At 65.9% G+C, this 5,885-nt stretch carries 6 protein-coding genes; 2 read left to right on the plus strand and 4 right to left on the minus strand.

Annotation, left to right across the window (positions count from 1 at the left end; translation table 11 throughout):
• Window positions 1–91 precede the first annotated feature (91 nt).
• On the minus strand, window positions 92–652 hold the full coding sequence (locus tag AUL36_RS22290) for a TetR/AcrR family transcriptional regulator (protein ID WP_062224391.1): 561 nt from the start codon (window positions 650–652) through the stop codon (window positions 92–94).
• Between the two features lie 120 nt (window positions 653–772).
• Here AUL36_RS22290 and AUL36_RS22295 point away from each other — a divergent pair, with 120 nt between their 5' ends.
• Window positions 773–1,471: a glutathione S-transferase family protein gene (locus tag AUL36_RS22295; RefSeq protein WP_062224393.1), complete on the plus strand. Its 699-nt coding sequence runs from the start codon at window positions 773–775 to the stop codon at window positions 1,469–1,471.
• A 423-nt stretch (window positions 1,472–1,894) separates the two neighbouring features.
• On the opposite strand, the gene AUL36_RS22300 is transcribed toward AUL36_RS22295, so the two are convergent.
• A complete protein-coding gene (locus AUL36_RS22300) occupies window positions 1,895–3,277 on the minus strand; it encodes a YncE family protein (RefSeq protein WP_058599240.1) in 1,383 nt (460 codons plus the stop codon).
• A complete protein-coding gene (locus tag AUL36_RS22305; protein ID WP_058599239.1) occupies window positions 3,274–3,678 on the minus strand; it encodes a DUF305 domain-containing protein in 405 nt (134 codons plus the stop codon). The genes AUL36_RS22300 and AUL36_RS22305 overlap by 4 nt, the downstream gene beginning before the upstream one ends.
• 199 nt (window positions 3,679–3,877) lie before the next feature.
• On the opposite strand from AUL36_RS22305, the gene AUL36_RS22310 reads away from it, so the two are divergent.
• On the plus strand, window positions 3,878–5,029 hold the full coding sequence (locus AUL36_RS22310; RefSeq protein WP_058599238.1) for a TDT family transporter: 1,152 nt from the start codon (window positions 3,878–3,880) through the stop codon (window positions 5,027–5,029).
• Here the strand turns inward: AUL36_RS22310 and AUL36_RS22315 are convergent.
• Window positions 5,016–5,720: a uracil-DNA glycosylase family protein gene (locus AUL36_RS22315; protein ID WP_062224396.1), complete on the minus strand. Its 705-nt coding sequence runs from the start codon at window positions 5,718–5,720 to the stop codon at window positions 5,016–5,018. The two genes, AUL36_RS22310 and AUL36_RS22315, sit on opposite strands and share 14 nt — an antisense overlap.
• Window positions 5,721–5,885 lie beyond the last annotated feature (165 nt).

Consider the following 5,885-nt stretch of genomic DNA (forward strand, 5'->3'; position numbering starts at 1 on the left):
GCTGTCGGTCCGCTTCGGAGTCGTTGGGCTGAAGAACCGGACGTAGTCCTCGCTGGCATGCCGATGCGTCGCCGACTTTCGCCCGATACAATCACGGAAAAAGGCTGCTGCCTCGGTAGGCCGCAATGACATCGTCGTAGGCCGCGATCTCGTTGCGCCCATGTGCAATCATCTGAGCACCTGAGACCGCCGCGAAGATCGCCCTGGCACGAGGCCGCAGACGATCCGTGTCCTCGGCTTCCCCGGATGCCAGTACGCCGACGAGCCAGTTCTCGTTCATCTCCCCCCACCGGACCACCTCGGCCCGGACGTCTTCGGGAAGTTCGTTGCGCTCGGCCGACAGCATGCCGGCCAGGCACATGCGGTTGCCGTTCAAGAGCGTGCGGCGGAACATATCGGTGTAGTGTCCCATCAAGACACCGCGATCGGCGCCGTCGACCAGAAGGTCGTTGAGAAACGCCTCGTGCCGCTCGACATAGCTTCGCACGATCGCCACCGCCAACTCCCCTTTTGTCGGGAAATAATAGTGGATGCTGGCGCTTTTGATGCCGACCTCCTTGGCCAACTCGCGGAAGCTTAGACCGCTGTAGCCAAGATCCTGAACGGTGAGCCGGGCCGCCTCCATGATCCGGTCTCTGGTCTTAGTGGTCATCTGTTTCCCGTCCGCTCAACTGTCTGACGACAGATAGGTTTTGACAAGCCGGGTGAGAAGCGTCCATACGTCGTTCGAGCCTACCTGACGACAGGTAGTCAGAAACGACGGGATGTTCCGATGACAACCAAGCCGTGCCTCTTCACCTCACCGTCGGCGTTCCCGAACCCGCAGCGTCTGCGCCTCTTCCTGCACGAAAAAGGCATCGCCGATCAGTTCGAGGAGCATGTCTACGACATGGCGCCCGGCGGCGAGCAGCGGCAGTGGCGCCATCTCAAGATGAACCCGTGGGGCGAAACACCGACCCTTCGTCTGGCCGACGGCAGCATCCTTTCTGAAACCGCCGCCATCGTTCGGTATCTCGACCAGGCGCACCCCGGACGCCGCATCATGGGCGAGACGCCGATGGAGCAGGGGCTCGATGCGATGTGGGACAACCGCATCTGGGTTCACGTGCTCTACCGCATCACCACCATGTTCCATGTCCTGCACCAGGGTCTGGGACCCAAGCTTGAACTGACCCATAATCCTGCCTGGGGCGAGCATTGCCGCAAGGAGGCGCTGGCCCATGCGGGACTCGTGAACCAGCACTTGTCGGATGGACGGGAGTGGATGCTGGGCAAGGACGCGCCGACCTTCTCGGATATCACGCTGGCGACGGCCATCGCCTTTTCCAAGTTCCCGGTGAACGCGACGCCACTGGACGAGCGCTTCGAGCATCTCGACGCGTTCTGGCGGCGCTGGCAGCAGCGGTCAGCGTTCCAGGCAGCCTACGCCGATCGCAACAGCGGCGTCGTGGAACTGGACACTCGGAAGTAGGCTACCGGCAAACGCCTCGGTTACCGTTTGTTAAAAGCGCAGCGTACCAGAGTCGTACCATGCGGTCGGGGTCAGCGCCTCGGCCGCTATGGTTCGCCAAGCTCTCACGATGTCCGCTTCCAAGGCGAGCCTTCGAGGCCTGGGTCGTCTGTAAAGGGTCGAAAGCGGATGGACCGCTTGCGGGCGTCTGCTTCTCTGCCGCCACAGACCGGACAGGGTGGTTTTCCGCCTGTCCGCTTACTGCTGCTCCTCGTATATAGCTGACATTCATTTGCTCCCGACGGGTTCGGCAACACTCAAATTGAGTCCACCCCGTAACGACTGGCTCCAAGGACATCGCCACACGCAGCGAACATGCCACCAAGCCTATTCGGCGCGGACTGTTGCTGGCGCCGAACATGGCGATTTTGGACCCCGCCGTCTCTAGCGGCTGGTGAGGATCGGGCTGGCGGTGCCCTTCAGACCCTCGACCACGACCAGCCGCGGCTCCTTTGCCGCCATCGGCTCTCCTGGGACGGCGATCGTGCGCACCGGGCCGATGCTGGAGGCCATGCCGGCGCCCTTGTCGTTGGTCTTCAGCACCACGACAGGCTCGTCCTGGCCTTCGAAGAACACGCCGTATTCGGTCATCGGCTTCAGCTTGGCGACGCTGACGTCGATCGCATCGACGAGCCCGAGATTGCGCGAGACGACCATGCCGGAACCGTCCGCGCCCTCGGGCGCCTTCAGCGATAGCGTCAGGTTCTCCCGACCCGCCTTCAACGGCATGAGGTTTTCAGTGCCCGCACCTTCAGGCACCGCGCCCGGCACGAAGACAAGGGCCTGCGGGGCCTGTCCGACCGGGATATCGGCCACGACCTTCTGCTCGGCCGTGTTGATCACATCGACCTTGTCGCCGTTCTCGAGCCCGACGAAGATCCGGCTGCCGTCTTCCGATCCCCAGATGCCGTGCGGCAGTGCGCCGACCGGGATGGTCGCGACGAGCTGGGTCTTCTCGCCGGACTTGTAGACCTTGACGACGTTTTCGCCGCCGATCGTCACGTAGACCAGCGTCTCGCCGTCCACCGTGCCGAAGCCGAGGTGGTTGGAGATCGGCCCGCTGTCGATCACCTCCTTCACCTCGAGTGTCCTGGCATCGACGCGGGTGACCTTGCCGACGTCCTTGTGCGTCAGCCAGACGTCGCTGCCGTCCGGGCTCACCTGTACGAAGGGTACGAAGGGCGAGACGACCGGGATCCGCTTCACCAACGCATGGCTGGCGACGTCGAAGACCTCGAGCACCGGGTTGAACGAGTTGGCGACGAAGGCGAGTTTGCCGTCGCGCGAGAACTTGGTCATGCCCGGACCGCTCGTCGTCGGGATGCGGCCCGTCTCCTTGAAGGTCGCGGCATCGATCACCGACAGATAGTCCTCGCCGCGGACCGTCGCCCAGACTTGCTTCCCGTCCGGCGTGAAGAAGGCCTCGTGCGGGTTGCGCCCGATATAGGTCGTGCCCTTCACGGCATTGGTCGCCGTGTCGATGAAGGTGACGGAGTTCGTCACCGTCGAGACGACGACGAGCGTCCTGTGGTCTGGCGAGAAGCCGAGGCCGTGGACGTTGACCTCACCCTTGTAGAGGGGGCTCAGAACGTCCGGGCGCGGATTGCCGAGCCGGATCTGGCCCAGAAGCTTGTTCGCGACGGGATCGATGACCGAGACCGTGTTGGAGTTCTGGTCGGCGGTGTAGACCCGGTCGGAGGCGGCGGGCAGCGCGAAGGCCGACGTCGAGACGAGAAGCGCGGCGGCGAGGAGGGTTGTGCGGATCATGGTGTCGTCTCCGGAACGAGTGCGGTCGTGTCGGCGGATGCGGCGAGCATCGAGCGCATCAGCGTGATCTCGTAGGTCTGTTCGGTGATGATGGACTGGGCGAGGTTGCGGATCGCCGGGTCCTCGGTGGAGCCGAGGACGGCCTTGGCCATGTCGATCGCGCCCTGGTGATGCGGGATCATCTGGGACAGGAAGTCGTGCTCGGGATCACCGGTCACCGGAGCCGACATCATGCCGGCGTGCATCCTCTCCATCGCCTCGGCGGTAACCTCGGCATAGTGCGAGCCGTCGAGCGTGGCCGGCGCCATCGCCGAGTGCTGGTGGGCGGGCGCGTCCTGTGCCTCGGCCGAGGAGAGTGACGCCCCGGCGAAGGCCAGGGTCAGGAGAAGCGTCTTCAGCATGGAAACGGAGGATCCTCGAAGCACGGGTCGGAAAGAAGACGCGCGCGGACGCCATTCATTCCCGTGGCGGCAACATTTTTTCGAGGGCGAGGCGACCGAACGGGATCCATCGCCTCCGTCGATCGAAACGACATAAACAACGCGTTGGATCGAACGATCGCGGTGGCGCATGGTCCGCGCAGGACAAGGACCCCCACCGATGACCTTCGAACAGATGCGTGCCGTCACCCTCGGCCTTCAACCCCTGTCGCGCCTCGACAGCCCGCGCGAGGTCGTGCGCCAGTTCACCCCGAACTGGTTCGCCGCCACGATGGGCACCGGGATACTCGCGATCGCGCTGTCGCAGTTCCAGGCTGACGTGCCGATGCTGCATCCGGTGGCCGAGGGCCTCTGGATGTGCAACATCGCGCTCTTCACGCTCTTCGCCGGGCTCTACGCCGCCCGCTGGATCTTCTTCTTCGACGGGGCCAAGCGCATCTTCGGCCATTCCGTCGTGTCGATGTTCTTCGGCTGCATCCCGATGGGCCTCGCCACCATCGTCAACGGCTTCCTGATCTTCGGCCTGCCGCGCTACGGCGAGGTGGCGGTCGGGATCGCAGAGACGCTCTGGTGGATCGACGTCGCGATGGCGGCGGCCTGCGGGGTCGCCATCCCCTTCATGATGTTCACGCGCCAGAGCCACACGATCGACCAGATGACCGCAGTCTGGCTCCTGCCGGTGGTCGCGGCCGAAGTCGCGGCTGTCTCCGGTGGGCTGCTCGCGCCGCATCTCGTCGCCCCCCATTCCCAGCTCGTCGTGCTGACGCTCTCCTATGCGCTCTGGGCGCTGTCGGTGCCGATCGCGCTCAGCATCCTCGTCGTGCTCCTCCTGCGCATGGCCATCCACAAGCTGCCGCATGCCAACATGGCGGCGTCGAGCTGGCTTGCGCTCGGACCGATCGGCACCGGCGCGCTCGGGCTGATGACGCTGGGCGGCGCAGCGCCCGCGATCCTGTCCGCCAACGGTCTGGAGCGCTTCAGCGCCTTTGCGGAAGGACTCGGTCTCTTCGGCGGCCTGCTCCTCTGGGGCTACGGGCTTTGGTGGCTGGCGATGGCCGTGCTCGTGACGCTGCGCTACCTGCGCGACGGCCTTCCCTTCAACATCGGCTGGTGGGGTTACACGTTCCCGCTCGGCGTCTATGCCGTGGCCACGCTGAAGCTCGGCACCCTCCTGCCGATTGCCGCCATCCACGTCTTCGGCGCGGTGCTCGTCGCGGTGCTGGCGGTGCTTTGGGTGATCGTCGGCACGCGGACGGTGCGCGGCGCCTGGCGGGGCGATCTCTTCGTCTCGCCCTGCCTCAAGGCCGGCTGAGAGAAGGAGGGGCAGCCGCCGGCGGGCGGTTGTCGAGGAACGCGGCGACGCCAGCCCGGAACCGGACCGCGCCACCCTGGGCGGGGTGGCGCACGTAGGTGGCGGGGATGCCGAGTCCGTCCGCCGCACGCTGCGCCACCCGGCCGATGCAGAGGATACGGCGCGGCGCGAAGATCGCGACGATCATCGCCAGCACCTCCCGGTGCGCGGCGATCTCGGTCCAGGTCGGCGTCCGGTTGCGCAAGGGCAGGACGCCGCGATGGGGATGGAAAAGCACCGCGTTCCAGAACAGCGGCAGCGAGGCGGGCATCGCGTTCCAGATCTCACGAGAGGTTCCGGACTCCCGGGTCGGCAGGGTCTCGCGCGTCGCCCGCGCCAGCGGCGGAACGACGCCGAGCCGCTGCGACAGGTCGGCGAGCCGCCCGTCGCCCGTGAACGGCACACCGGTCCGACGCGCCCCAAAGCGCGAGGGCGCTTCGCCGAGCCAGAGGTCGCTGACGCCGCGATCCGCCATCCCAGCGAGATAGCGCTGGAGATTGCGACAGCGGGTCGCCGGCGCGTCCGCGTCCTCGATCTCCGCGTCGAACCCGGCATACGGGTTGAACAGGTCGGCCTTGCCGGGCAGTTCCGCGAGACGCTCGACGATCGCGTCGACCGAATGTCGTCCGGACGTGGTCGATCCATCGATCACGCCGGCGGAACCTCGATCGTCGGCAACTCGGCGAGAAAGGCGGCGACGGCTCGGCTCGGGTGACGGTCCCTCGCCAGCACCGAATGGAACCCGCGCGACGGCAGGTCGAAGGGCAGCGCCACCAGTGTCCGCATGCGAAGGCCGGCATCCGCGACCACGGCGGGG

Source organism: Aureimonas sp. D3 (assembly GCF_001463805.1).
Classification (GTDB): domain Bacteria; phylum Pseudomonadota; class Alphaproteobacteria; order Rhizobiales; family Rhizobiaceae; genus Aureimonas; species Aureimonas ureilytica_A.

Bases quoted from the DNA above. Each gene is read 5' to 3' on its own strand.
- AUL36_RS22290 (WP_062224391.1), bottom strand. From the start codon at position 652: ATGACCACTAAGACCAGAGACCGGATCATGGAGGCGGCCCGGCTCACC.
- AUL36_RS22295 (WP_062224393.1), top strand. From the start codon at position 773: ATGACAACCAAGCCGTGCCTCTTCACCTCACCGTCGGCGTTCCCGAAC.
- AUL36_RS22310 (WP_058599238.1), top strand. From the start codon at position 3,878: ATGACCTTCGAACAGATGCGTGCCGTCACCCTCGGCCTTCAACCCCTG.
- AUL36_RS22300 (WP_058599240.1), bottom strand. From the start codon at position 3,277: ATGATCCGCACAACCCTCCTCGCCGCCGCGCTTCTCGTCTCGACGTCG.
- AUL36_RS22305 (WP_058599239.1), bottom strand. From the start codon at position 3,678: ATGCTGAAGACGCTTCTCCTGACCCTGGCCTTCGCCGGGGCGTCACTC.